Annotated in this window: 25 protein-coding genes; 2 read left to right on the top strand and 23 right to left on the bottom strand. The window is 62.7% G+C overall.

The window, feature by feature from the left end:
* Nucleotides 1–170: 170 nt before the first annotated feature.
* The 12 genes from ACMGE0_RS21015 to ACMGE0_RS20960 all read right to left on the bottom strand — a co-directional run bounded on the left by ACMGE0_RS21015 (nt 171) and on the right by ACMGE0_RS20960 (nt 10480).
* Nucleotides 171–1340 (bottom strand): alpha-D-ribose 1-methylphosphonate 5-triphosphate diphosphatase, encoded by a 1170-nt coding sequence (locus tag ACMGE0_RS21015; protein WP_436817920.1) that lies wholly within the window; start codon nt 1338–1340, stop codon nt 171–173.
* The gene (locus tag ACMGE0_RS21010; protein ID WP_436817837.1) at nt 1327–2073 is read right to left on the bottom strand and encodes an ATP-binding cassette domain-containing protein; all 747 of its coding nucleotides are present in this window, start codon (nt 2071–2073) and stop codon (nt 1327–1329) included. The genes ACMGE0_RS21015 and ACMGE0_RS21010 overlap by 14 nt, the downstream gene beginning before the upstream one ends.
* 14 nt (nt 2074–2087) lie before the next feature.
* Nucleotides 2088–2918 (bottom strand): ATP-binding cassette domain-containing protein, encoded by an 831-nt coding sequence (locus ACMGE0_RS21005; RefSeq protein WP_436817836.1) that lies wholly within the window; start codon nt 2916–2918, stop codon nt 2088–2090.
* A complete protein-coding gene (locus tag ACMGE0_RS21000; protein WP_436817835.1) occupies nt 2915–3826 on the bottom strand; it encodes an alpha-D-ribose 1-methylphosphonate 5-phosphate C-P-lyase PhnJ in 912 nt (303 codons plus the stop codon). Before ACMGE0_RS21000 ends, ACMGE0_RS21005 begins: the two co-directional genes overlap by 4 nt.
* On the bottom strand, nt 3823–4923 hold the full coding sequence (locus tag ACMGE0_RS20995; protein WP_436817834.1) for a carbon-phosphorus lyase complex subunit PhnI: 1101 nt from the start codon (nt 4921–4923) through the stop codon (nt 3823–3825). Before ACMGE0_RS20995 ends, ACMGE0_RS21000 begins: the two co-directional genes overlap by 4 nt.
* A complete protein-coding gene (gene phnH, locus ACMGE0_RS20990) occupies nt 4923–5468 on the bottom strand; it encodes a phosphonate C-P lyase system protein PhnH (protein ID WP_436817833.1) in 546 nt (181 codons plus the stop codon). Before phnH ends, ACMGE0_RS20995 begins: the two co-directional genes overlap by 1 nt.
* 2 nt (nt 5469–5470) lie before the next feature.
* Complete coding sequence (phnG, locus tag ACMGE0_RS20985) at nt 5471–5929, bottom strand: phosphonate C-P lyase system protein PhnG (protein ID WP_436817832.1); 459 nt, start codon at nt 5927–5929, stop codon at nt 5471–5473.
* Nucleotides 5926–6723, bottom strand: a complete 798-nt coding sequence (phnF, locus tag ACMGE0_RS20980; RefSeq protein WP_436817831.1) for a phosphonate metabolism transcriptional regulator PhnF — start codon at nt 6721–6723, stop codon at nt 5926–5928. The genes phnG and phnF (ACMGE0_RS20980) overlap by 4 nt, the downstream gene beginning before the upstream one ends.
* Nucleotides 6724–6855: 132 nt before the next feature.
* Entirely contained in the window at nt 6856–7662 is an 807-nt protein-coding gene (locus tag ACMGE0_RS20975) for a PfkB family carbohydrate kinase (RefSeq protein ID WP_436817830.1), read from the bottom strand.
* 9 nt (nt 7663–7671) lie between these two features.
* The gene (locus ACMGE0_RS20970) at nt 7672–8517 is read right to left on the bottom strand and encodes a carbohydrate ABC transporter permease (RefSeq protein ID WP_436817829.1); all 846 of its coding nucleotides are present in this window, start codon (nt 8515–8517) and stop codon (nt 7672–7674) included.
* Nucleotides 8514–9398, bottom strand: coding sequence for a carbohydrate ABC transporter permease (locus ACMGE0_RS20965; protein ID WP_436817828.1), 885 nt, complete (start codon nt 9396–9398; stop codon nt 8514–8516). The genes ACMGE0_RS20970 and ACMGE0_RS20965 overlap by 4 nt, the downstream gene beginning before the upstream one ends.
* 11 nt (nt 9399–9409) lie before the next feature.
* Nucleotides 9410–10480: an extracellular solute-binding protein gene (locus tag ACMGE0_RS20960; RefSeq protein WP_436817827.1), complete on the bottom strand. Its 1071-nt coding sequence runs from the start codon at nt 10478–10480 to the stop codon at nt 9410–9412.
* Here ACMGE0_RS20960 and ACMGE0_RS20955 point away from each other — a divergent pair.
* The gene (locus ACMGE0_RS20955) at nt 10467–10823 is read left to right on the top strand and encodes a hypothetical protein (protein ID WP_436817826.1); all 357 of its coding nucleotides are present in this window, start codon (nt 10467–10469) and stop codon (nt 10821–10823) included. The genes ACMGE0_RS20960 and ACMGE0_RS20955 overlap by 14 nt on opposite strands.
* 64 nt (nt 10824–10887) lie before the next feature.
* Nucleotides 10888–11646 carry a phosphonate metabolism transcriptional regulator PhnF gene (gene phnF / locus ACMGE0_RS20950; protein ID WP_436817825.1) on the top strand — a complete coding sequence of 253 codons (759 nt, stop codon included), beginning with the start codon at nt 10888–10890 and terminating at the stop codon, nt 11644–11646.
* Nucleotides 11647–11712: 66 nt separating this feature from the next.
* Here the strand turns inward: phnF (ACMGE0_RS20950) and aqpZ are convergent, their stop codons facing one another.
* From aqpZ to ACMGE0_RS20895, 11 genes are all read right to left on the bottom strand, one after another.
* Nucleotides 11713–12435 (bottom strand): aquaporin Z, encoded by a 723-nt coding sequence (aqpZ, locus tag ACMGE0_RS20945; protein ID WP_436817824.1) that lies wholly within the window; start codon nt 12433–12435, stop codon nt 11713–11715.
* A 175-nt stretch (nt 12436–12610) separates the two neighbouring features.
* On the bottom strand, nt 12611–13480 hold the full coding sequence (gene nadC / locus ACMGE0_RS20940) for a carboxylating nicotinate-nucleotide diphosphorylase (RefSeq protein WP_436817823.1): 870 nt from the start codon (nt 13478–13480) through the stop codon (nt 12611–12613).
* Between the two features lie 12 nt (nt 13481–13492).
* Nucleotides 13493–15034 carry an L-aspartate oxidase gene (locus ACMGE0_RS20935; RefSeq protein ID WP_436817822.1) on the bottom strand — a complete coding sequence of 514 codons (1542 nt, stop codon included), beginning with the start codon at nt 15032–15034 and terminating at the stop codon, nt 13493–13495.
* On the bottom strand, nt 15031–16002 hold the full coding sequence (nadA, locus tag ACMGE0_RS20930) for a quinolinate synthase NadA (protein ID WP_436817821.1): 972 nt from the start codon (nt 16000–16002) through the stop codon (nt 15031–15033). Before nadA ends, ACMGE0_RS20935 begins: the two co-directional genes overlap by 4 nt.
* Before the next feature lie 67 nt (nt 16003–16069).
* Nucleotides 16070–16972: an NUDIX hydrolase gene (locus ACMGE0_RS20925; protein WP_436817820.1), complete on the bottom strand. Its 903-nt coding sequence runs from the start codon at nt 16970–16972 to the stop codon at nt 16070–16072.
* 351 nt (nt 16973–17323) lie between these two features.
* Complete coding sequence (locus tag ACMGE0_RS20920; protein ID WP_436817819.1) at nt 17324–18406, bottom strand: ABC transporter ATP-binding protein; 1083 nt, start codon at nt 18404–18406, stop codon at nt 17324–17326.
* Between the two features lie 29 nt (nt 18407–18435).
* A complete protein-coding gene (locus tag ACMGE0_RS20915; protein WP_436817818.1) occupies nt 18436–19263 on the bottom strand; it encodes a carbohydrate ABC transporter permease in 828 nt (275 codons plus the stop codon).
* 3 nt (nt 19264–19266) lie between these two features.
* Complete coding sequence (locus ACMGE0_RS20910; RefSeq protein WP_436817817.1) at nt 19267–20127, bottom strand: carbohydrate ABC transporter permease; 861 nt, start codon at nt 20125–20127, stop codon at nt 19267–19269.
* 80 nt (nt 20128–20207) lie between these two features.
* Nucleotides 20208–21458 (bottom strand): ABC transporter substrate-binding protein, encoded by a 1251-nt coding sequence (locus tag ACMGE0_RS20905; RefSeq protein WP_436817816.1) that lies wholly within the window; start codon nt 21456–21458, stop codon nt 20208–20210.
* Between the two features lie 38 nt (nt 21459–21496).
* Nucleotides 21497–22630 carry a mannonate dehydratase gene (locus ACMGE0_RS20900; RefSeq protein ID WP_436817815.1) on the bottom strand — a complete coding sequence of 378 codons (1134 nt, stop codon included), beginning with the start codon at nt 22628–22630 and terminating at the stop codon, nt 21497–21499.
* A gap of 222 nt (nt 22631–22852) precedes the next feature.
* Nucleotides 22853–24049 (bottom strand): mandelate racemase/muconate lactonizing enzyme family protein, encoded by a 1197-nt coding sequence (locus ACMGE0_RS20895; RefSeq protein ID WP_436817814.1) that lies wholly within the window; start codon nt 24047–24049, stop codon nt 22853–22855.
* Nucleotides 24050–24069: the final 20 nt, after the last annotated feature.

The raw sequence follows: 24069 nt of genomic DNA, 5'->3' as shown, positions 1-24069 counted from the left end.
GTCTTCTGGCGACAACCAATAAACGCCCGTTATGACAAAAATATAATATTTTGATGGATAGAGGAAATTATTCTGAAGTATCCGAAAAACATCCGGAATACTCAGATGAATTGCTGAAACAATAGTACAAAAAACCAAAAGGCCGAGCGATGTGCTCGGCCTTCGTGATTTCAGGCTGCAACCTTGCGGCTGCTGCCGATAACGCCGTCGGACCAGACTTGCCGGCCGCCGCGGATGGTCGACCGCAGGCGAGGGATGCGGCCCCGCTCCGCGATGACAAGGTCGGCTCGCAAGCCCTCCTCGATCCTGCCGCGATCCGAAAGCTTAAGGGCGGCTGCCGGGTTGGCGCTTGCCAGCGCCACGGCTGCGGGCAGCCCTCCTTCGCCGGTTTCCGCAAGCGCCAGCACCGCGGGCAGGATCGCCGAAGGATGATAATCGCTGGCAAGGATGTCGAGCACCCCGGCTGCGAATGCCTCGCGCGCCGAAAGGTTTCCGGAATAGGAAAGGCCGCGCAAGGCGTTCGGCGCCCCCATGGCGGTAGAAAGACCCAGACGGTGCGCCTCGACGGCTGCCTCCATCGTCACCGGAAACTCGCTGATCCTGGCACCGAGGCCATGCAGCAGCGTCACCTTTTCCACGCTGTCGTCGTCATGGGATGCCAAGGTCAAGCCGCGCTCGCGGGCCAGATCCGCAAGCGCATGGACCACATTGGTGGCGTCGCCGTGCTCTTCGCGGTTGGCGATACGCTGCCGGACGAGTTCGGCGGCTTCAGCCTCGCTGATCTTCTTCGTCTTCGCCATGTTGGCGATATGCGTTTCGATATTGCGATACTGGCCCTGGCCCGGCGTGTGGTCCATCAGCGAAATCAGGTCGAGCGCGCCGGCTTTCGACAATTGGTCCGCAGTGGTCAGCGCGGGGAGGAACGTCACTTCGAAGCGGCCATGAACGCGGTGATCGACAAGAAGCTCATCCCGCATCGAAGCGAGAGTCTTGATCATCGCCGTCGTGTGATCGACGGAACGCATATGCCCATAGGTGGCGGGCGTGAAGGAAAGCGCCGCATAAGCGGTGGTGATGCCGCTCGTCGCTAGCTTCTTGTCCAGTTCGTAGATGCCGAGTTCGACCGGCATGCGCACGTTGGCGCGGGGTTCGATTTCCTTCTCGATCATGTCGCCGTGCATATCGACGAAGCCGGGCAGGAGCAGCCGGCCTTCACCGAAAATATCCGCATCCTGTACCGGAGTATCGCGGACCTCGGCGATCAGACCATTCTCGATTCTCACGGCTCCCTGCTCAATGACCCGATCCCGAAGGACGATCTCGAAGTCACTCAGCCACATCGTCTGGCTCATCTGCAATCCTTATCGTTTCCAGTTGAATTTCCCGGTCGATCAGGTGGGCCACGTCTTCCGGATGGTGGAAGACCCCGATCATCGCCACACCGGACGCCTTGAGCTCCGCCAGACGCTCGACCAGCGCCTTCCGCGCCGACCGGTCGAGCGAGGCCGTCGGCTCGTCCAGAAGCAGGAGACGCTGCGGCAGGATGAGCGCCCGTGCCAGGTTGACCTTCTGCTGCTCGCCACCGGAGAAGGTGGAGGGATAGGCCGGCCAGAGCTGCGGTTTCACGCCGAAGGCGGCAAGCCAGCGGCGGGCTTCCGAAAGCGCTTCCGCGTGGGGCATCCCGGCGAGCCGCAAAGGCTCGGCGACGATCTCCTCGGCGGCCACACGCGGCCGGGCGTTGAGGAACTGCGTCACGAAGCCGATTTCCCGGCGGCGCAGCACGGCGATATCGACATCGGCAGCGGCGGCGAGGTCGATGACGCCTTCCTTGGTATGGTAATAGGCGTGGCCGGCCCGCGGCAGGTAGGAGCGGTAGAGGGTCCGCAGGAGGGTCGACTTGCCGGCCCCGTTTTCGCCCTTCAGAAGGATGAATTCGCCTTCGCCCAGTTCGAACCCAATGTTTTCGAAGGCGAACAGCGTACGCTTCAGGTGGTGCATCTCGAACTGCTTCGAAAGGCCCTCGACACGCAGCACCGGTGCGGGAGACCGCGAAGTGGATATGTGAACGTTCATTGTCGTCTCTTCCTTCAGAGCTTCGCGTGAACGAGCTGCTGGGTATACTCGTGCTGCGGATCCTGAAAGATCTGGTCCGCGAGCCCCTGCTCGACCACCTCGCCCCTGCGCATCACCATAACCCGGTCGGCCATCGTGCGTATGACACCGAGGTCATGCGAGACGAGCACCATGGTGATTTTGCGGTCTCGCTGCAGCCGTTTCAGCGTGTCGAGCACCAGCGCTTGAACGCTGACGTCGAGACCTGTCGTCGGCTCGTCCAGAAGCAGCACGGCGGGTTCGAGCGCGATCGCCTTCGCAAGCTGCACGCGCTGCTGCATGCCCCCGGAAAGTTCCCGTGGCCGGGCGTCCATGCGCTCGATCGGGAACTCCGATGCATCGAGCGATTCCCGGGCGCGTTCGCGCAGCTCGGCGAAGTTGCGCTTTCCCGCGATCAGCAGACGCTCGGCCACATTGCCGCTGCTGGTATGGTTCATCAGCAGACCGAGATGCGGGTTCTGGTAGACGATGCCGATATGATGGGCCCTCAGCATGCGCCGCTCGAACCGGTCGAGCGTGAAGAGATTGCGGTCCTCGTGGCCCGGAAGAGCGAGATGATAGGTGCCGGCATCCGGCGTGTCTTCCAGGTTCATCATCCTGAGCAGCGTCGACTTGCCCGAGCCGGATTCGCCGACGATGCCGAGCACCTCGCCCGGATAGACGGTGACGTCGACACCGGCGAGCGCCCGCACATCGCCATAGGAGCGGGCGATGCCGCGCATCGTCAGGATCGGTTCTGCCAGCATCAGCCGCGGGGGCTGGCGTTCGAGACTGGTCCGGCCATCAAAATATGCCGCCGCCATCATTTCATCCTTCCGTTCTTGTACCAGGTTTCGCCGATCTCGATCGCCTCGCCTTCGGACTTCTGGATGTTCTTGACGCCGAAATGGCTGTCGGAGAGTTCGTAGAGCGAAGAGCCGTCGCCCTGCGGCAGCTCGTTCATGAAGAAGCCGGTGACATTGCTGCGGTAGCAGGTCTTGTCCTGATGGTCCTCGACCCGGTAGGGCACGTCGTCGAAGACCAAGGGCTCTACGCTGGTATAGGGCGGCACGGCGAAAATGCGCTTCTCGCGCCCCGCCGAAAGGATCGTCAGATGATCCGCCTGGTTGAGCTTCGGCACGTCCCAGCGGGGGATTGGCGACGGCGTCATCACATGCCGGCCGTTGACCATGCTCGGGTAGCTCGATCCCTGCATGATGCGGCCGGACCGGACGAGCTGTTCGTAGAGGATCAGCCAGAGCTGACCGTAATCGGCATCGCCGTGCATTTCGCGGGCGACCGACATGTCCGGCTGCACGGGGCGAAGCGGTTCCGGGTTCGGCACCTGCAGCACGAGGATCTGGTCCCCGCGCAGCTTTTCCTCCGGAATGCGGTGGCGCGATTGGATGATCGTCGCTTCCGTCGTATCTTCGGTTTCGACGGCGCCGCCGACCCGGCCGACGAACTTGCGGATGCTGCTCGCATTGACGGAATCGTCGGCGCCCTGGTCGATGACTTTCACCACTGAAGTCGGCTTCAGAAGCGTCAGCGTCACCTGCAGGCCGCCGGTTCCCCAGCCGCGTGCGATCGGGACCTCGCGGCTCGCATAGGGCACCTGATAGCCCGGTACCGCGATGGCTTTCAGGATGCGGCGGCGCAGTTCGCGCTTGGCCGATTCATCGAGAAAGCCGTAATTGAAGGCCGTCCACGGTCTGGTCAGTTCCTGGAGCGTCACAGCGCCACCTCTTCTTCTTCATCGGATTGATCTTCCTCTTCGGCCACGATCTTCGCGGGCTCACTCTCCTGCCGGTCCGCCTTGACCCGCCGCAGTGCGTCGAGGCTCGATTGGAAGGTGACGTAATGGGGAAGCTTGAAATGGATGCAGAAGCCGGAGCTTTCGACCGGCTCGGTATGGTAGAGCACGAATTCCTCGTTGGAGGCCGGATGCGGGTTCGGCTGGTTGGAGGCGAGGTCGAGCGTCGCGGCGGCGATCACCTTCACCTCATTCCAGCCGAATGTGGCCGAAAAGCCGAGCTCTAGTTCTCTGGCCTTGGAGATCACCTCGGTCTGGCTGACGCGGACGCGGCCGGTGCTGAAGATCGTGCCGCGCGGATGGCGCATGCGCACCGGCGCTTCGGCAAGCCGCAGCTCGTTGACGGTCGGATGCACCGATCCGTAACCACGCATGGTCGAGTAACCGAGCGCCAGAGTGCCGCCGGTATCGGCGCGGGCAAGGCACTGCAGCTTGTGCGCGCGGCTGGCCGGAAAGAGCAGCGGCTCGCGCGTCAGGTCCGGGATATCGTCCGGGGCGACGGTCTCGGCCGGATAGTCCTTGATCAGGCCTTGCGCCTTCTGCCAGGTCGCCAGAGAAGGCTGTACCGCCGGTGCCGGCTCCGTGGCGGGGATGACTGGATCGGGCGTATAGTCCTCGCCCTTCAGGACGCCCACTTGCAACAGGCGGTGCGAGTAATCGAGCGTCGGCCCGAGGATCTGGCCGCCCGGAATATCCTTGAAGGCGGCGGAGATCCGGCGGACCGTGAAGAGGTCCGTCTGGGCCACCGGTTCGGCGACCGTCAGGCGAGGCTGTGTCGTGCGGTAGGCGCGCAGCAGCAGGACCGCCTCGTAAAGGTCGCCGCCGGCCTGCGCCAGCGCGAGCGCCGCGAGATCCGGTTCATAGAGCGAAGCCTCGCCCATGACGCGATCGATCAGATAGGGAAGGCCGTCGCGCACCGCCTCGACCCGCTCGCGGGTAATAGCGCCGAGATCGTCGCGAAACAGTCTCTCGGCCTGTTCGATGGCGCGTTCGCCGCCACGGGTTGCCACATAAGCCATCAGAGCACCTCGATTTTCGTTGAGCGGGGAATGCCGATCAGCCGGGCGCCGTCGACGAGATAGAGGTCCCAGCCGAGCGGGTAGCGGATCGCCTTTTCGCGCATCGGCCAGAAGGAAGGATCGACGCCGCCGATTTCGATCGTCAGCGCGTCCTTGATGCCCGGGCCGGAAAGACGCAACGCCTGTCCCGAACCGATCCGGGCGGGCGCAAAGAGCGTTGCGGCCTCGTCCGGATAGGCAAGCGTTCCGATGCGCAGCGTCGAAACTGCCGCAACGTCTCTTTCCGAGCCGAGCGTGGTGAATACGTAATCGGCCTTGTCGAGCGACACCGGGCGTGCACCGGTTTCGGCAAGCCTTTTTGCCAGTGCGGAGTCATTGCCCGCGTGAAAACTGCATTCCCGGTCGATCAGGCTTTCGGCAAGCGTTTCGAAGCCGGCTAAAGGTAGCGTTCGCACGAGGCCCGGCCGGGCGAGCGCCCACATCAGCTCGTCGAAGGTCGCGTTGGTACGGCTGTCGTCCGCGGTGGGAAGAATTGAAAGTGCCATGGTCAGAAGGTTTCCATCTGTACGCGCGTCGCCTCGACCTTTCTCAGCCGTTCCCGATCGCTTTCCTCCTGCCGGCGCTGTTCGGCGTCGAGAAATTCGAGAATGAGGTCGGTCCTGTGTCCGGCCGCGATCGCGGCGTCGATGACGGCCATTGCCATGGCGTGTTCGAGGTCGCGGCCGGTGACGGCGCCGTATCCTTCGACGTCGCGATCCGGCACCCGGATATGCGCCTCCGCCACGAGAACCTCGCCGAGATGGAAGGCCGTGTTGCGGACGGTGTCCACGAATGGCAGCATGGCGAGCCCGGTGCGGTTTGCGAGCACCGACACGCTGCCGAGATCGGTCAGCACGTCTTCGGCGCATGCCCTGATCGCCTCGGGCCGGCTCGCGGCGAGAATGTCGAGCGCCTGCGCATGCTCATAGGCTCCGATGGCCGGACTGCCGGTGGTAACCTCAGTCATAATCCTTCCTTTCCTGGGATGTCCCGTTTGTCCGGCCCTTGGCCGGGCGCGTCTTCGTTGTCGATGACGAACTGCATCCTCTCGCCCGCCCAGACGACGTCGGAATAGGCGATCGGGTGGCCTTCCATGTCGACATCGACCTTTTGGACGATGAGGACAGGCTGCTCCTGCGATTGCGCCAGCAGGCGCGCCTCCTCGGCGATCGGCAGGCGGGTGAAGATCGTCGTGCTGTGGCGCAGGTAATCCGGAATGCCGAAATCCCTGTAGATCTCGGTCACCGATATGCCGGCGCGCCGGCGGATGTGCATGTTGGGAAAACGGCTGACAGGATGATAGGCGCGGCTGAGGCTGATCGGCACGTCGTCCGCAAAGCCGCGCCGCACGATCATATAGACCGGCGAACCCTCCTGAATACGCAAGGCAGCGGCGACGACCGGCGGCGCCTGGATCTCCAGTTCGTTCACCGGCTGGCCGGAGGGGACGCGCCCCTGTTCCTTGAGGTTCCGGCTGAACCGCGTCCGCCGTGCGATGTTGTAGCGGATTACCGACTGTTCCTCGACGAAAGTGCCGCGACCCTGTTCGACGCGCACTTTCCCCGCTTCGGCGAGCTCGGCGATGGCGCGCCGCACGGTATGCCGGCCAACGCCGAACCTGCGCATGATCTCCGCCTCGGTCGGCAACTGGGTGCCGGCAGCGAAGGTTCCGGATGCGATGTCCCGGCTGATCTGTTCTTCAAGGAACTGCCATTGCCCCCATCGGGGCCGGCTGTCGGATGATGCATTTGCCTTATACATTCGGATGAACCTAAATTCATTCGGATGTTTTAGCTCTAACAGCTCTCCGTGACAATTGTATGTATGGAACAGGCGATTTGCGCCGGAGCTTCGAGCTTAGGCAGTCTAACTTGCCGACACTCGAATGCCGCATCAGAGAAGATGGCGCTGGCGCAGCCAATCCGCCGTCAGGCGGCTCGCTTCGGCGGCAGCGGAAGCCGCATCCCGACCATTGAGCAATGCAAAGAGAAAGGCACCGCTGAAACGGTCGCCTGCACCGATCGTACTGGCGACTTTCACGGCCGGTGCCGGATCGACCTGGATCGATTGCGAGCCGTCGTAAAGGGTTATGCGGCGCGCCCCGTCCGTCAGAACCAGCATCTTGAGGCGCGGACCGGCAAGCTCGACGACGCGGCGCCACACGGCCGGCGCTTCCTCGCCCGCATCGTCGCGCGATGTGACGACGTAATCGGCCGGCCGCGGCGTGGCCGATCGGAGCGGCAGTTGTGAAACCACGAGAGGAATATCATGGAGCCTCGCGACGAGCGCCTCTTCGAGCAGAAGGGCGTTGATATAGGCGGCATCGCCCGTCAACGCGCCGCCGGCGAAAAGGGCCGCTCGGCTTCGGCCGGCAGGGGCGATGATCGTTCTTTCGCCATTCGGTTCGAGCAGGATCTCCAGCGGCTCGGTCTCGCCGGGCAGCATTGCCACATGCGTCGTGTCGAAGCCCGCCGCATTCAACGTCTTCAGTGCCGACAGGCCCTGCTCGTCCTGCATGAGGCGTGTGACGAGCGCCACATCTGCGCCAAGGTCCAAAAGTTGGCAGCCGGTATAGAAGCCGCCCCCGCCGAGGTGAACTTGGCGACTAGAAAAGCGCAGACGCCCGCCCCGCGTCAGCGGCTCCTCAAGCTGCCAGATACGGTCGTGATTGACGGAACCGATGACGATGACGCGATGCATTGGAGGTGCCTATCTCTCGTCGAGGCCGGGCGCGAGCGCATCGACGATGAAACGCTGCGCGGCCAGGAATATGACGAGGACGGGCACGATCGACAAGAGGCTGGTTGCCATCAGCGGTCCCCAGACGCGTTCGGTTCCCTCGAGATCGGCGAAGGTCGCTATCCCCGTGGTCAGGGTTTTCTTGAACCTGTCTTCGAGAACGAGCTGACCCCACAGATAGATGTTCCACGCGCCCATGAAGGAAATCACAGACAGGGCAGCAATCGCCGGAACGACGTTCGGGATGCCGATTTCCAGGAACTGCCGCCAAAGACCCGAGCCGTCGATCCGTGCCGCTTCGAACATCGACGCGGGCAGGGAGCGGAACGCCTGCCGCATGTAGAAGACATAGAAGCCGATATAGGGAATAGAGGGGATGATCATCGCGCCGTAGGTGTCGAAGGCCTGCATTTTCACCACGGCGATATAGGTCGGGATGATCGCGAGCACGGTCGGGAAGGACATGGTCGCGATCACGAACCAGAAAAGCGTCTGCCGCCCCGGAAACTCCATCCGGCCGAAAGCGAAGCCGGCCGGAACGGCAAGCAGCAGTTTTCCGATCGTGATCAGGGTGGCGGTCAGGATGGAATTCCAAAGCCATATCCAGATCGGATGGCGGCTCGCGGCGACCGTAAAATTCGCGAGCGTCGGGTCTTCAGGCCACAGGCGGACGGCCTTGGCGGCGATGATCTCGTTTGGCGTGAAGGCCGAAGAGACCATCCATACAAGCGGGAACACGGTCGCCACGCTGGTGACAAGAAGGATGCCGTGGATCACCAGGCGATGGAGCGAGACGTGAGGCGGGATGGCATTCATCCGTAATGCACCCTTTTTTCGCCGACGCGGAACTGCAGCCAGGTGACGACCAGCACGGCGACGATGATGATGACGGCGACAGCGCTCGCCGGGCCGAACTGGAAGAACTGCAATCCTTGCTGCCAGAGGAAATAAAGCAGGCTGGAGCTTCTCCCGGCAGGACCGCCTTGGGTGAGCACGTCGATGACGCCGACGATGTCGTCGAGAACGTGGAAGAACGTCGTGATGCTGATGAAAAAGGCGGTCGGGGTCATCAGCGGCAGGCTGATCGTGAAGAAGTGGCGTCGGGCGCTGGCGCCGTCGAGCTGCGAGGCTTCGCGCAGTTCATGGGGGAGGGTGGCGAGCGCGGCAAGCCAGAGGAGCATGTTGAGTCCAAAGGTCTTCCAGAAGGTGACCAGCGAGACGCAGAGCAGAGCGAGATCCGGGTCCGTGTGCCAGCGGGATTTCGGAAAGCCGAAGAACCCGAAGATCTCGTTGAACAGGCCGTTGACGGGATTGAGCAGCCAGGACCACGCCACTCCGGCTACGGAATAGGCGACGATCGTCGGCAGGAACAGACTGCCGCGATAAAGGCCCTGCATGGGGGTGTGGCGGACCGCATGGATCATCAACGCCAGGATGAGCGGCAGGATGATCTGGGCGGGAATGAGGATCACGCAATAGAGCAGGGTGTTCCAGGCAGCCGTCCTGAAATCCATGTTTGCGAAAACGGTTTCGTAGTTGCCGAGCCCGACGAAACGGACATCGGAGGAAAGAAGGTTCCAGTCGAGCACCGAAAGCAGTGCCGAGGCGATCAGCGGGCCGTAAAGGAAAATTGCGACGGAAAGAACGGCCGGCCCCACGAAGAGATACGGGACCAGCATTCTGAGGCGCGAAGCCATGATCCACCCGTTTATGCCGAGACCAGGGCTGCCAGTTCCTGATGGGCACTCTTCATGCCGTCCGTCACCGTCACTTCCTTCAGCAGCATGCGGGAAACCCATTTGCGCCAGACCTCCTGGCCTTCGAGGCCCCGCTTGCCGGGCCAGATGGTTTCCGCGGTCAAACCGTCCGCAAGTTGGCCGCCCGCAGGCTTCATGAAGTCGTTGATCAGCGGAACATCGTGGACCGACGTGTTGAGATAGCCGACTTCCGACCAGATCGTCTGGCCTTCCTTCGAAGCGCAGAATTCGAGGAAGGCAAGCGAGGCTTCGGCCTGTTCCTTGTTCCGGGCATAGATGGCGAGGAAGTTGCCGCCGCTATTCATCTTGCGCGGATGTCCGGCAAGGCCGGGAAACTTGGCGGTGATCGCCTTGGCCCCGCCGAAAGGGAAAATCGCGGCGCGTGTCGAGCTGGTCGTGCAGATGGCAAGGGCACCGGATTCGAAGGCGGCATCCTGGTCCTTGGCACCGACCGGGAGCCAGAGACCCTCATGCGCCGGTGCGCAATATTCCGCCATACCGGCAATCGCCTCGGGGCTGTTAAGGGCGAGCCTGCCCTCCGGATCGACGATGAAGCCGCCAGCATTCTGGATGAACGACTGGCTTGTCCATTCGTTGTTGGAAAGCGCCAGCGCGGAACGATAGGTGGCGTGCTTGCCTTTCAGTGCAGCGTCCAGCTTGCGGGCATTTTCATAAAGCCATTTCGTGTCCGGGTTTTCCGGCAGGTTGGGATCGAGGCCGGCGGCCTGCCACAGCGTGATGTTGATGAAGGTGATCGGCGTCGACATGGCCCAGGGAAGGCCGATCAGGGAGCCGTCGATGGTGACGAGCGGCAGCACGGAAGGACGGAAATTGGCGAGGATAGCCTCGGCCTTGGCGGCATCGATTTCCCGCAGGTCCCGCGCCCCGAGCGTTCGCTTGGCGAAGTAACCGAATTTCCAGCCGGTGATCATCATCGCCGGAGGCCGGCCGGCGGCAGTGCTGGCCACGACCTTGGCGGTTGCCGACTCGTAGTCGCCGTCGAACCGGTTGGTCACGGTCACGCCGAGCTTCTTCGCGTTGAATGCGTCGACAACCTTCTGGAAGGGCTTGTCGGAACCCCAGGTGCTCGAAATTTCGATTGAGGCATCGGCCGAACGCGCCGGCGATGCGGTGATCATGCTTGCGCCCGTTGCAGCTGCAACTCCGGCGATGAATTTCCGGCGGCTGATCTCGATCATTCTTCGCTCCAATTCATTCGAATTTATCATGAAATATTCGAATGTTGATGTAGCGGCGATCGATGACACCCATATGAAGCAGCCGGCGCATTTTGGACGCCTCCTTTCTTCTATCGCCGATCTTCTACGGGTGGATGACAGGAGAGTGAGCGGCAATCGCGATTGAAACCGGACGCGCCGAAAGGTATCGACATTCGAACGGCATGAGCGGAATCGGACAAAAGAGAGACATGGAGAAGAAATCGTCGCATGGGCAGTGGCAGCAGGTCGAAGAGGATATCGCCGAGGATATCCTGACCGGCCGGCTTTCCCCGCTGGCCCAGCTTCCGAAGGAGGCCGAACTCATGGAGCAGTTCGGCGTCGGCCGCCACACGATCCGGCGGGCCATCTCTCGCCTTCAGAGCCGCGGGCTCGTGCAGGTCGAGCAGGGCAGGGGCACCTTCGTGCGGGACGGGCGCCTCGAATATCGCCTTTCCGAGCGCACCCGCTTTTCGCAGAATCTGCTCGATCAGGGCCGAGAGCCTTTCGGCCAGGCAATCCGCGAAGAGGAGATATCCGCCTCCGCCGTGGTCGCAGAGGCGCTTCGTCTGCCGCGGGGCGAGCCGGTCTATCATATCGTCCGGCGCGGTTTTGCCGACGACGAGCCGATCAACCTTTCGAATGCCTATTATCCGGTCCGGCGTTTTCCCGGTTTCGACAAGGCGCGGCGCAGCGGGCGGAGCGTCAGCGTGATCCTGGCCGAATACGGCGTTCCCGATTACATCCGTTTGCGGACGGACATTCTGGTGCGGATGCCGGCGTCTGAAGAGGCGCGGCAGCTCGACCAGAGCATGTCTCGGCCGGTCATCGTGTTGAAGAAAGTGGATGTCGACATGAAAGGAACGCCCATCGCCTATTCGGAAACGGTCTGGCCGGGCGAGCGGGTGCAGTTTTCGATCGACAACACGAACCAGCTTCTCGATGCGCTCGCACGGAACAAGGACGCCTGAGCAACAAGCCTGCAAAAAAAGGCCCGCCGAAACGGGCCTTCCTGACGGTGAGACACCGGAGCGGTATTAGGCGGTCTCGGCCCCTGCGATGCCGCGAGGAGATTCACCCGGAGCGAGGACCATGCTCCAGATGAGGCCGCCGAGCGTCGCGCCGACCAAAGGAGCCAGCCAGAACAGCCAGAGCTGCCCGAGGGCGCCGTTCTCCGCGAAGAAGACCACCGCGGTCGACCGGGCGGGATTGACCGACGTGTTTGTCACCGGGATCGAAATCAGATGGATCAGCGTCAATCCGAGCCCGATTGCGATGGGGGCAAAACCCGCCGGCGCAGCCTTTGCGGTGGCCCCAAGGATGATAATCAGAAATCCTGCGGTCAGAACGATTTCAGCCACAAGGGCGGCCGTCATGCCGTAGCCGCCGGGTGAGTTGGCGCCATATCCATTTGAAGCAAAGCCACCCGCAACGAAATCCGCTTTGCCCGATGCGATGGCATAGAGCACGGCGGCGCCGACCAGCCCGCCGATGACCTGGGCTATCCAATAGGGCACCAGATCCTTCCACTCGAACCGGTGGGCGACGGCCAGACCGAGCGAAACGGCTGGATTGAAATGCCCTCCGGAAATCCCGCCCACCGCATAGGCCATTGTCAGTACCGTCAATCCGAACGCAAGCGAAACACCAACAAAACCGATGCCAAGATCCGGATAGCTCGCTGCAAGCACGGCACTGCCGCACCCGCCGAATACAAGCCAGAATGTTCCGATCGCCTCGGCTGCCAATTTCCTGATCATTGCGAATCTCCTCCTCGTGAGTCCCGACGCATATTTCATAATCCCTTGTTGTTCCGAAGGGAAGATAGGCGGCTATTGAATGTAGTGTACAGATGGCAGAGCGTTAGGCCTGTCAAACGGTCCAAACAATGACCCTGGCCGCTGCCCCGAAACGGGTTTCAAGCTGCGGCGGTGGTCAAGAGGTTGCGATCGAGGCGGATTGGAAATCCAGGCCGATGTCGAGTGTTGGGGCGCTATGGGTGATCCACCCGACCGAGAGGAGGTCGACGCCCGATGCCGCGACGGCCGCGGCTGTTTCCGGCGTAATGCCGCCGGAAGCTTCGGTAATCGCCCGTCCGGCGACGATCGCGACGGCTTCGCGCAGTTCATCCGGTGTCATGTTGTCGAGGAGCACGGCATCCGCGCCGATTTTCATGGCTTCGTGAAGCTGGTCGAGCGTATCGACTTCCACCTCGATCTTCACCATGTGGCCGACGCCCGCCCTGGCACGGCGTATGGCTTCCGCGACGCCGCCGGCGATCGCAACGTGGTTGTCCTTGATCAGCACGGCATCATGAAGCGCGAAGCGATGGTTCATGCCGCCGCCGGCGCGAACCGCGTATTTTTCGAGTGCCCTGAGCCCCGGTGTCGTCTTGCGGGTGCAGACGACTGCGGCCCGGCTGCCCTCGATCGCGGCGACGACGCCTGCCGTGACGGTGGCGATGCCGGATAGATGGCCGAGGAAGTTGAGCGCCGTGCGTTCGGCGGTCAAAAGCCCGCGGGACGGACCTTCGATCGTGGCGATCGTATCGCCGGGCTTCACCGCCGCGCCGTCCGGGATATGGCGCGTCACGCTGATCGCGGGATCGACGAGCTGGAAGGCGAGCTCGGCGGCGTCGAGCCCGGCGATCACGCCGGCCCTGCGGGCGGCCATGACCACCGTCGAGCGATGTTCGGCCGGGATGACGGACGTCGAGGTGATGTCGCCGGCAAGGCCGAGATCTTCGAGAAGTGCTGCGCGGACCGGCGGTTCGACGATCAGTCGCGGAAGGGGAGCAGGGCTCATGTCAGGCACTCCTTAGGCGCTCCGGGCAAGGGGATGGGAAGCGGTCGCCCGCGCGATATCCAGCGCCTCGGCAAGGCGCATCCTGCGCCGCTCGGCATAGGCGAGCTTGAGCGGAAAATCCGTGCGGGCATGCGCGCCGCGCGATTCCCGCCTGAGCGAGGCGAAGACGGCGACCAGCAGCGCGACGATGGCGGGGTCGGCGGCCGGCCCCTCGTTTTGGACGAGCGGCAGCAGGCTTGCGATCGCGCCCTGGATCGCTCCGGCGTTGCGCAATACGCCGAGATGACGGGAGACGATCGGCTGAACGGCGGAAATATCTGCCGGTGGCGGGAGACTGGCCACCGATGCCGTGTGAACCCTATCGGCGGACGTTCCGGCAATATCCCGTGCCGCCCGCATGCCCATGACGGCCGCTTCGAGCAGCGAATTGCTGGCGAGCCGGTTGGCGCCGTGCAGGCCGGTGCAGGCCGTTTCGCCGACGGCCCACAATCCCTCGACCGAACTGCGGCCGTTCATATCGGTCGCCACGCCGCCCATGTGGTAGTGAACGGCGGGACGGACGGGAATGTGATCCTCCGAAGGCGCGATGCCGGCCTCGCGGCACAGCCGATCGATAGCCGGGAAACGGCCCGCGAATCTCTGGCCAAGCGCTTCGCGGGCATCGAGAAAGGCACGGCCGCCGCGGGCGATTTCGGCGCTGATCGCGCGGGCCACAATATCCCTCGGAGCGAGTTCGGCTCCGGGTTCGCGGGCAAGAAACCGTTCGCCTTTTTCGTTGACGAGCACGGCGCCCTCGCCGCGCACCGCCTCGCTCACCAACGCCAGCGGCCGCCGGGGAGAATCGAGCGCCGTCGGGTGAAACTGCACGAATTCCATATCGGCGAGCTCGGCGCCGATGCGTGCGGCGAGCATGATGCCCTGGCCGTAGTTGCCGATAGGATTGGTGGTCGCGTCATAAAGCCCGCCGAGCCCGCCGGTCGCGAGCACCACGCGGGAGGTTGGCAGGATCGCGGCCCCACGGGGTGTTGCGCAGACGAGACCGGATAGCCCGCCGCCGTCGGTGAGCAGGCGCCGCACCTCGGCACCGGCGAGCACGGTGATCGACGGTGTCCTGAGAACGGCGTCGATCAGTGCCCGGACGATCGCCGCGCCCGATCCGTCGCCCAGCACATGCACGATGCGGCGGCGACTATGTGCCGCTTCCAGCCCGAGTGCCAGTTCGCCGTCCCCCGTCCTGTCGAAGCGCACGCCGAATCTTTCCAGCATCGCGATGGTGGCCGGCGCGTCATGGAGAATGGATGCGGCGACCGCCGCGTCGGATAATCCGTCACCGGCGGCCAGCGTGTCGGCGAGATGGAGTTCGGGGCTGTCGTCCTCGCCAAGGCTCGCGGCAATGCCGCCCTGCGCCCAGGCGCTGGACGTTTCCCCACCCAGGCCCGCACGGGTGACGAGCACGACCGGCTGCGGCGCCAGCATCAGCGCCGTCACCAGTCCCGCCAGCCCGCTGCCGACGATCGCGACACGGCCCGCGAGGTGATCGAGCCTGTCGGTCATATCGCCAGCATCCTTTCCACCGCCAGGCGGGCGGCCGCTGCAACCGCCGGATCGACGGTCACCTCATGGCGGTTCTCCTCCAGCGCCTTGCGGATGTTGGAAAGGGTAATCCGCTTCATATGCGGGCAGAGATTGCAGGGCCGCACGAACTCCACGTCGGGATGGTGCACGGCCACATTGTCGCTCATGGAACATTCCGTCAGAAGCACGACGCGCGCCGGCTTCTTACTCCCGACATAGTCCGACATGACGGCGGTCGATCCGGCGAAATCCGCCTCCGCCACCACATCTGGCGGGCATTCGGGGTGGGCGAGCACCAGAACGCCCGGATGGGCTTCGCGCAGGTCGCGGACGTCCTGCGCGTTGAATAGCTCATGGACCTCGCAATGGCCGTGCCAGGCGATGATCTCGACATCGGTCTCGCGCGCCACGTTCTGCGCCAGATATTCGTCGGGGATCATCAGCACCTTCGGGACGCCGAGCGACTCCACCACCTGCTTCGCGTTCCCGGAGGTGCAGCAGATGTCGGAAGCGGCCTTCACGGCGGCGGACGTGTTCACATAGGTGATGACCGGCACGCCCGGATGCGCTTGCCTCAGCAGCGCCACGTCTTCCGGAGTGATCGATTCCGCCAGCGAACAGCCCGCCCCCATGTCCGGGATCAGCACCGTCTTTTCCGGGTTCAGGAGCTTCGCCGTCTCCGCCATGAAATGCACGCCGGCAAGCACGATGACGTCCGCATCCACCTCGACGGCCTTGCGGGCCAGCGCCAGGCTGTCTCCGACGATGTCGGCCACGCCATGGAATATCTCCGGCGTCTGGTAATTGTGGGCCAGGATAACGGCGTTGCGGCGACGTTTGAGCTCCAGGATCGCCTCCACGTCGGCCTCATAGGCCATCCATTCGGCCTTGGGAATGACGCGGCTGACACGGTCGTAGAGCATGGATGCGGAAATCGGGGAATTCACAGGCGCCTCCTTTATACTCGAACTGAGTATATCAGGCGCAAAGACATATTCTCGAATCGAGTTTATGTCAATTGCGCGAGAGAGGAAGTTTCGAGCCGGAAAGTGCCCGCTCCTCGAGCACCGCGTGCCGGTAACGAAAGAGCTTGGCTGGCCGGCCGCCGGTCTCGGTCGTCATTTCGCCCGTCTCCTCGATCAGCTCCTGCTGGTCGATCAGCCGGCGGAAGTTCGGCTTGTGCAGCGTCAGCCCGGCCAGCGCTTCGACAGTGCGCTGCAGTTGCAGGAGAGTGAATTTCTCCGGCATCAGTTCGAAGACGACCGGCCGGTATTTGATCTTGGCTCGCAGCCGGGCGATCGCGGTCGCGAGAATGCGGCGGTGATCGGCGAACATCTGCCGGCCGAGACTTCGCCCGGATGCGCAGCCGGCTTCGATCACAAGCCCGGCTTCGTACATCAGTTCATAGCGCTGGAGCGTGAAATCCTCGTTCCAGGCCGCATCTTGGAGGCCGAAGGTGAAATCGATGCGGCGCCGGCGATGTTCGCGGTGTGTCGGCTCGGCATCCGCCCAGTCCTGCAATCGGCCGGTTATGGCGGAAAGAACGTCCGGCCTTCCTTTCCGGTGATCCTCCCAGGGAAAATACTCGTACCAGCCGTGCCATTCCGGCTTTCCGGCCCCGGGTGCCGCCTGCTCGCGAACCAGCCCGAGATAGCTGATGGAAATCGTCCGGCCACCGGCGTTCTCCTGCGTGCGGTCGCGATCGGCAAAGGTGTAGAGCTGCTCCAGATATCCGAGGGGATGGCCTGTCTGGTCCCGCACCCATTCCCTGAGGCCCGCCTGAAGGCTTCTGTGTCCCAGTTCGAAGGGACCTGAGGGCAGGGCGTCTCCGGATCTGATCGTCATGACGCGCGGCTCCTCGCGCGTGACGGCGGAAAGCACCGCGATCAGCTCGGCATGGGCAAGTCCGATGGTCAAGAAAGCTCCCTGTTGGCTGGCGTCGGATATGCGTGCGGCACGGACCGCAGTTTACGCCGACTCGGGAAGACTTTGCCAGCGGTCTCGGCAACCGGGAATTTTACCGAGTCCTCGATCCTCTCGTGGGCGTCCGCCTTGCCCTGCGCCAATATCCGGCGGCCTTGATCCAGGGGAGCGGATATCCGCGCCTTTCGCCGGATAGGTGCGTATGGCGCACGACGGAAGCTTCGAAGGCGATCCAGACGAAAGTTTCGGGTTCCGAGGTGGTCTTGTCGAGCACCGGTAACGGCCGCGATGCTGGTGATGGCCGCTTCGCGTCACGGCTGATCATGGCGTCACCGATTTCATAAGCTATGCGGCGAGCCGGCGGCCCTCTTTCGAAGTCTCGAAGAAATGCAGTTTTGAGGCATCCGCCGACAGCCAGACCTTTTCGCCCAGCTTCAATCGCGGACGCTCTTTGATCACGACGGAGAGCCGCGTTCCGCAGCCATTGGTGATGACGATCGTCTCGGGTCCCGTCGTTTCGACGACCGAGATCATGCCGGGGAAGGCGCCTGGAGTATTTTCCGCGACGATCGACAGATCCTCCGGACGGATCGCCAGCACCGCGGGACTTCCTTTCAGGATGCCGAGCCTGGCGGAGACGGGGATCGCCGTACCATCCGATGCGACAAAGCGATCGGTACCCGAAGCATCCATCTGCCCCTCGATGAAATTCATCGCCGGCGAGCCGATGAAACCGGCAACGAAGCGGTTGGCCGGGCGGTCATAAAGTTCGAGCGGGTGGCCGATCTGTTCGATATGGCCGTCGCGCATGACGACGATCTTGTCCGCCATGGTCATGGCCTCGATCTGGTCGTGGGTGACGTAGACGGTGGTCGCGCCGAGCCGCTGGTGCAGTTCCTTGATCTCCGCGCGCATCTGGACCCTCAGCTTGGCGTCGAGGTTCGAAAGCGGTTCGTCGAACAGGAAGACCTGCGGATTGCGGACGATCGCCCGGCCCATGGCGACACGCTGGCGCTGGCCGCCCGAAAGCTGTTTCGGTTTACGGCCGAGCAGCGGTTCGAGACCGAGAATTGCCGCAGCGCGTTCCACCGCCTTGTCGATCTCGGGCTGTGCGACGCCCGCAAGCTTCAGGGCGAAGCTCATGTTCTTGCGAACGGTCATATGGGGGTAGAGCGCGTAGGACTGGAAGACCATGGCGATGTCTCGTTCCTTCGGCCGGACCGTATTGACGACGCGGCCGCCTATGCTGATCGTGCCGCCGGAAATTTCCTCCAGCCCGGCGATCATCCGCAGGAGAGTCGATTTTCCGCAGCCGGAGGGCCCGACCAGAACGACGAACTCTCCGTTCTCCACGGTCATGTCGACCTCGTGGAGTGCTTGATAGGCCCCGTATTTCTTCACCAGCTTGTTCAATGCAACCTGAGCCAAGGCTATCCTCCTCCCAATTTCGGTTTCCGTCAGCCCTTCGTCGCGCCGGACATGAGGCCGCTGACGAACATGCGCTGCATCACCAGGAAGATGAGCGCGATCGGCAGCGTCATGACGAAGGATGCGGCCATGACCGCGCCCCAGTCGGTGTCGAACTCGGTCGAAAATTCCGCGAGCCCGATCGGCAGCGTCTTCATTTCCTTCTCGGTCGCGAAGGAAAGGGCGAAGACGAATTCGTTCCAGGTGGCGACGAAGGAATAGAGCGTCACCGCGATGATGCCCGGAGTGACGAGCGGCAGGGAGATCCGGAACAGCACGCCGAGCTGCGAAGCGCCGTCGATGATCGCCGCATCCTCGAGCTCCTTGGGAATGCCGCGGAAATAGCCTGTCAGCATCCAGACGCTCAAGGGAAGGGTGAGGATGAGGTAGACGAGGATCAGGCCGAGATAGGTATTGATCAGGCCGAGATAGTTGAGAACGATGTAAAGCGGCACGATGACGGTTGCCGTCGGCAAAAGCTGTCCGATCAGCACGAAGGCAAGCGCCGCCGAGCGGCCACGGAAATCGAAGCGGGCAAAGCCATAGGCGGCGAAGACGGCGAAGACGAGCGCCAGGAACGTGGAGCCGATCGAGATGATCAGGCTGTTGACGAAATAGCGCGGGATGTTCGATTCGAAGAGGACGTTCTTGAAGTTCACCAGCGTCGGCGGATCGGGCAGCCATTGCGGCGGGATCGTGTAGAGCTGCGAGAGCGGCTTGAAGGCGGAAACGGCCATCCAGAGGAACGGGAAGACAGCGACGATTACCAGGAACGCGACCGGCATGGAGATGAGAAGAGTGCGGCGTGAGTCCTTCATGGCTCAGTCCTTTTCTTGCGCCGCGAAGACGCGCATGTAGAGCACGATGATGACCGAGATGAACAGGAAATAGAGCACCGAGAGCGCCGCGGCGCGGTTGAACTCGAAATACTCGAACGCCTGCACATAGATCTGGATCGGAAAGATCATCGAGCGATTGGCGGGGCCACCGCCGGTGATCGAGTAGATGATCGTGATGCCGTCCAGCGCCCATATGGTGAGGAGCAGGGTGATGGACACGAGCACCGGCCTGAGCTGCGGCAGCATGATATGCCAGATCTCGTGCCAGAAACCGGCGCCATCGACCCTGACCGCCTCGTACAGCTCTTCCGGAACGGATTGCAGGCCGGCGAGCACCATGACCGCCACGAAGGGGAACATCTTCCAGGCGTTGACCGCGATCAGCGCCGGCATCACGGTGTTGGGATTGGTAAGCCAGCCGATGGGTTCGGAGATGATTCCGACCTGCATCAGCATGTAGTTGATGATGCCGTAGTCGGTATGAAACATCCAGGCCCAGGTCATGGCGGCGACGATGCCCGGCACCACCCATGGGATCAGCATCAGGGAGCGCACCAGCGATCGGCCGGAAAAATGCTGGTTCAGCAGGATGCCGGCCAGAACCCCGAGCAGGAGCTGGAAGACTACGGAGCCGATGACGTAGTAGGCGGTATTGAAAAGGATCAGCCTGGTGGACGGCGCACTGATGGCGACGTTGAAATTCCGCATGCCTGAGAAGGCGCCGTTTGCATCTGTGACGCTAAGCTCGGCGGTCGAAAGCATCGGATAGACGATCAGGGCCGCCAGAAGCAGCATGGTCGGCAGGATGAACCAGATGCCGGGACTGATGTTTCGCAATGTCATGGGAAGTCCGAACGTTATGCGCCCAACCCGGACGAGATCGGGCGCTTCCACCTTGTTTCCTGGATCAACTGTGACGCGTATCACTGTGACAGAAGCGTCTTGATCTCGGTTGCCGCGGCGTCCATGGCTTCCTGAACAGTGCTGCTCTGCAGCAGCGCTTCCTGGAGGTGATTGTAGTAGATCTGCCCGATCTGGCCCCATTGCGGGATTGTCGGCTGCGGACGCGCATATTTCAGCATTTCCTTGTGCGCGTCCATGATCGGATCGGCGAAACGCTTGTCGTTCAAACCCGACATGGCGGCGGGGAAGGTGGTCGTATAGGCGGCCTGCCGCTCCGGCTTCGACATGAAGGCCGCGAGCTTGATCGCCGCGTCCTTGTTCGGCGCGTCTTTCGGAATGATGAAGTTCCAGCCGCCGAGTATGACGGCGGGATCCTTGCCTTCCGGATGCGGCAGCGGGCCGACGCCAAGCTCGATATCCGGCGCGGCTGCACGAATGCGCTCGATATCGGAGGTGGCGCCGGGGATCATCGCCACGTTGCCCACCTGGAAGAGACGACGCAGGGCATTGGAGTCGTTCTCGAGCGTCGAAGGCGGCGAGACCTTGTAGGTGGTGAAGAGATCGACATAGAGCTTCACGCCCTCCACCGAGGCCGGCGAATTGATGATGACTTCCTTGTTGTCGGGACCGAGAATGCCGCCGCCGTTCATCCACATGAAGGGCAGGGAACGGAACAGTGCGTTGCCGGGCTGGTCGGCACCACCGCCGGAGACACCGTAACCATAGACCTGCTGGCCCTTGCTGTTCTTGCCGGTCAGCTTCTTGGCGGCGTCCACGAACTCCGCCCAGGTTTGCGGCGGCTTTTCCGGATCGAGTCCGGCCTCCTTGAAGGCACCCTTGTTATAGATCAGCGCATGGGCTTCCGCCTGGAAGGGCAGGCCGTAGAGCTGTCCGTTGTAGGTGGCTGTATCGAGACTGGCGGGCAGGATGTCGTCGAATTTCACGCCGGCCGTCGTCAGCCGGTCGCGCAGGGGCTCGAGCTTGCCGGTCTCGGCGAGCGGGACATTGGCGCCGTTCTGAACGTCGATCAGGTCCGGCGTGCTGCCGGATTGCAGCGCGACAAGGATCCGGCTCTGCAGGCCGCCCGCCACGTTCGCCTCGACGCGGACATTGACGCCCGGGTTCTCCTTCATGAACTCGGCGGCATAGTCCTTCGCTTTCTGCTCGTTCCAATTCATCGTCCACCAGACGAGATCGGCCGCGGACGTGTGAGCTGCCTGCGACAGCAACAGGGCAAGGCCGGTGACGAGCATTTTCGTTCTGCGCTTCATGACATTCTCCTCCCTAGAATTCGTATCGCTGACGACGGCTACACCGCCTCCCGGGTGATCGCGTCGTGAATGGAAATCGGCGTCGCGGACGCACCGAGCAGATGGGCGTGGCTGACGAGCGCCCGCATGTAACCGATCGTATAGGCCATGCCGGCATGCCAGGGGGCGTTGCTGTGCAAGTCAGGCACGTGATCGGGGACCATGACGCCGTCGAAATCCTCGTCGCGCAGAATGCGGACGATTTCCGCCATATCGACATCGCCGTTGTCGACGAAAGTCTCTTCGTAGCGGGGAACCTTGCCCCTGACGTTGCGGAAATGGACGTAGGCAATCCGCTTGGCGCGGGCGAAACGGCGCGTCGTCTCATAGACGTTGCCGGTGGTCATTTCCTGCAGCGAGCCGATGCAGAATTCCAGAGCGTTCGACGGGCTCTCCACGATCGACACCAGACGGTCGTATTTCGACGGCTGGTTTACGAGGCGTGCCGTACCGCGAAGCGTCTCCATCGGCGGATCGTCCGGATGAGCGGCAAGGCGAACTCCTGCTGCTTCCGCGACCGGGACGAGTTCCTTCAGGAACCATTCGAGCCGCTGCCACAGTTCGGTTTCCGAAACCTTCAGTGGCATGGCGCCTGCCACGCTCGGGCGATAACGCATGTTCCAGACCATGCCGTCCGGGATCGGCGCCTGTGCGTCGAAACTCGCGGCATCGAAGACTGAAGTCACGGCGCCGCCGCGGCCGACCGGCAGACGCCGCCAGCCCCAGACGCCGGCGATCGAAAAATTGTAGCCGATGACCTTGATGCCGGCACGGCCGGCGTCCTCGATGAGACGCTTGAGACCATCCATCTGCCGCACCTTTTCCGGACCGTCGAGCAGGATGTCGGACCAGAAGTTCGGTGCGAAATTCTCCATCGCGGCGATCTTCAGCCCGTATTCGCCGAGCATGTCGACGACGCTCTTCATGTAGTCGTAGGTCCAGAGCGTCTCTTCGGTGCAGTCTCCGAGGATAGGTCCGGGCTGGCCGCCCGCCAGATAAGGCTGCGGGTCTTCGGCGCGCTTGTAGCGGCCGAGGTGAACGACGACATCCTCGATGCCGAGCTGCTGGGCGAACTTCGCGTTGTCGCGGTTCAGCCGTTCGCCTGAAAGCGTCATTCCGACTCGGATGGGCATGCATTCCTCCTTTGCATCCCGACATAATCAGTTCAAATATGAATTCATCATGTTCTAAATAGAATGAGTTCGGTTTTTTGATCTGTCAAGCGGCATTGGCGGGAAAAGCAAAAAAGACCGAATATGGGGAAAGTTCGCTCATGCGGCATGGTTCTGGACGGCAGCCTGCATCGAGCCACGCCATTGCGGCGTTGCACCTGATGGCACGGTTCCGTGGCCGGTTCAGTCGAAGAAACCGCGATCCTCTTCGGCAAGGTAGGCAATCGCCTTATCGATGACGAAATCGACGCCCATCCCCGGCCGGTCCCAGACGTCGACGAAACTGTCCTTGACGATCGGATTCGGCAGTCCCTCGACGATCTCGTACCACCAGTCGGGTTCGCCGATCGGGATTTCGAACGCGATGTAGTTCTGGGGAAGGGTGGCGGAGACCTGGACGAGCGCCGCAAGTCCGAGTACGCCGTTTGCGGTGCCATGCGGCGCAAACAGAAGCCCGTGGATTTCGGCATACTCGGCGACGCGCTTCAGCTCGGCGATGCCGCCCACGTCGCAGGGATCGGGGCCTAAAATGCTGACGGCGCGCGTCTCGATCAGTTCCCGGAAATTCTGACGCAGATAGATCTGTTCGCCGGTGTGGATCGGTGTCGACGTGCTCATCGTCAGGTCGCGATAGGCAGGTGCCCCCACATAGGGCGACTGGTCGCCGGTCAGGATATCCTCGATCCACATCAGGTTGAGCGGCTCCACCGCCTTGGCGAATTTCTTCGCGTCCGGCAGGGTCCAGCCAGGGCCGCAGTCGAGCGCCAGCCCCACCTTGTCGCCGGTGACCTCCTTCATCGCCTCGACGCAGGCGACGACATGGTGGAATCCCTTTTCGGTCAGATAGCCGGTATCCCTGAGTCCGGGCGTGGGCCTCGTCGTCACTTCGCCGTAGTGGAAATCCGGCACCTGGCGGGCCATCGGACTATGGAAGGCGATGGGCTGTTTGATGATGGTGAAGCCTTCAGGCGAATCCATCATCTTCTTCACGTCGGCCGCATAGTCGTCCGGTCCCCAGCCGTTCATCGGAAACCGGACCCCGCCGTTATAGACCCGGACCCGGTCGCGCACCTTGCCGCCGAGCAGTTTGTAGACCGGTATGCCGGCCGCCTTGCCGGCGAGATCCCAGCAGGCCATCTCGATTGCGCTGATCGCGCTGCCCCAGGGCTTGAAGGCGCCGCGGTGGCGGATGCGAAGCATGACCCGCTCCACATCGGTCGGGTCCATGCCGAGGATCATGTCGCGCAGCAGCAGGATGTGTTCCTTGGCATAGGGTTTCCAGAATTCGACCTGACCGTAACCGGAAAGCCCTTCGTCGGTTACAAGGCGCACGACGGGGTGGCGCCCCAGGAGCGCGCATTTGACATCGATGATCTTCAATTCGTCCTCCCGCTGAGCCG

It is taken from the genome of Neorhizobium descurainiae, from assembly GCF_051400715.1.
Lineage (GTDB): Bacteria > Pseudomonadota > Alphaproteobacteria > Rhizobiales > Rhizobiaceae > Neorhizobium.
Note: the sequence above shows the minus strand (reverse complement) of the source record. Positions and strands in the feature narration are given on the sequence as shown.